Below are 2309 nucleotides of genomic sequence, written 5' to 3'. Positions count from 1 at the left end.
CCGGTGTTGGGCATGGCGGTGCAGGAAGCGGCCCCCGACGCGGTGGTGGTGGGCAGCCTGCGCCGCAACGAAGGCGGTGCCCCTCGGTTCCTGACCTCCCTGGCCGAGGCATGGGTACGCGGCATCCCCGTCGACTGGACGGCAGTCCTGGCCGGACACGACGCCCGCACCATCTCTCTCCCCACCTACGCCTTCCAACACCGCCGCTACTGGCTGGAGGGCGGCGCGTCCCGTCGTCGTACGGTCTCCCTGGCCGAACCGGTTGAGGCGACCGAAGTCGAATCCGTTTCCTTGCCGACGCGGCACGACGACTGGGTGCAGCGGGTCCGTGCGCACGCCGCCGTCGTACTGGGACATGCCACAGCGGGTGACGTCGACGCGACCCTCACTTTCAAGGCGCTCGGCTTCGATTCAGCGACCTCCGTCGAACTGCGGAACCGGCTGGTCGCGGAGACCGGGCTCTCTCTGCCCGGCTCCGTCCTCTTCGACCACCCCACACCGCGGGCTCTCGCCCGTCACGTGCGTGGTCTGCTCCACGGCGGCACCGAGTCCGACCCCGGGGCATCCGCGGACCCGATGCCCGCCACGGACGACGACCCCATCGCCATCGTGGCCATGGGCTGTCGTCTGCCCGGTGGCATCCGCACACCGGAGGAACTTTGGGAACTGCTCTCGACCGGCGCTGACACGATCTCCGCCTTTCCCGTCGACCGGGGCTGGGACCTCGACAACCTGTACCACCCCGACCCGGAACATCACGGAACGACCTATGCGCGCTCCGGCTCGTTCCTGTACGACGCGGCCGAATTCGACCCCGGCTTCTTCGGTATCTCGCCGCGCGAGGCCGAGGCCATGGATCCCCAGCAGCGACTGCTGCTGGAGACTTCCTGGGAGGCACTGGAGCGAGCCGGTATCGACCCGGAAACCCTGCGCGAGCGCGACGGCGGAGTGTTCGTGGGACTCATGCAGCAGGAGTACGGCCCCGGACTGCATCAGGCTCCCGAGTCCGTCGACGGGTATCTGCTGACCGGCACCTCCTGCAGCGTGGCCAGCGGGCGTATCGCCTACATCCTCGGCCTGCGCGGACAGGCGGTGACCGTGGACACGGCGTGCTCGTCTTCGCTGGTCGCGCTGCACCTCGCCGTCCAGGCCCTGCGCTCCGGCGAGTGCTCGTTCGCGCTCGCCGGAGGGGCGACCGTGATGGCGGAACCCGGCATCTTCGTGGAGTTCAGCAGGCAGCGGGGGCTTGCGCCGGACGGTCGGTGCAAGCCGTTCGCGGCGGGTGCGGACGGTACGGGCTGGGGCGAGGGTGTGGGTGTGCTGTTGCTGGAGCGTCTGTCGGACGCGCGGCGCAACGGTCATCCCGTGCTGGCGGTGATCCGCGGTTCGGCGGTCAACCAGGACGGTGCGAGCAATGGTCTGACCGCGCCCAACGGGCCGTCGCAGGAACGCGTCATCCGGGCGGCGCTCGCCAATGCCCGGCTGACGCCGGACCTCGTGGACGTCGTCGAGGCGCACGGTACGGGCACGACGCTGGGCGACCCGATCGAGGCCCAGGCGTTGCTGGCTGCATACGGTCAGCGCCGGGACCCGGAACGGCCTTTGTGGCTCGGTTCCTTGAAGTCCAACATCGGCCACACGCAGGCCGCTGCGGGTGTGGTCGGTGTGATGAAGATGGTGCTGGCGTTGCAGCACGATGTGCTTCCACGGACCCTGAACGTCGACGAACCGACGCCGCACGTCGACTGGTCGGCGGGTGCGGTGTCGCTGCTGACGGAGGCCGTGGACTGGCCGGCGACCGAGGGGCGTCCGCGACGGGCGGGCGTGTCGTCGTTCGGTATCAGCGGGACGAATGCGCACGTGGTGCTCGAGGAGTCCCCGGTTGCGACGCGGCTCGGATCCGGTACGGATACTGCCGTGACCGTGTTCGGCGAGGGCGGTCCGGTGCCGTGGGTGGTGTCAGGTCGTGGTGGGGATGGGCTGGCCGGTCAGGCGGGCCGGTTGGTGTCGTTCGTGGAGTCGGTCGGCGAGGGTGTGCGGCCGGTGGATGTGGCGTGGTCGCTGGCGTCGACGCGTACGGCGTTCGAGAACCGGGCCGTGGTGTTGGGCTCCGATCCGGGTGAACTGACCCTCGGCGTCCAGGGCTTGGGGGCGAATGACGATGTGACGCCGACATCGGTGGTGCGGGGGCGGGTCGCCCACGCTGCCGATGATGTGGTGTTTGTGTTCCCGGGTCAGGGGGCGCAGTGGGTTGGTATGGGGCGGGAGTTGTGGGATGTCTCGCCGGTGTTCGCGGCGTCGATGGAGGC

General features: G+C 69.8%; 1 protein-coding gene. It reads left to right on the top strand.

Going from position 1 to position 2309, the window contains the following annotated elements; all coding sequences use genetic code 11:
- Positions 1-18 precede the first annotated feature (18 nt).
- On the top strand, positions 19-2309 hold a 2291-nt coding region (locus ABT186_RS47510), incomplete at its 3' end, for a type I polyketide synthase (RefSeq protein ID WP_502973558.1).

It is taken from the genome of Streptomyces sp. NPDC001634, assembly GCF_040298185.1.
GTDB lineage: Bacteria > Actinomycetota > Actinomycetes > Streptomycetales > Streptomycetaceae > Streptomyces.
This window is presented reverse-complemented; position numbering and strand designations above follow the sequence as displayed.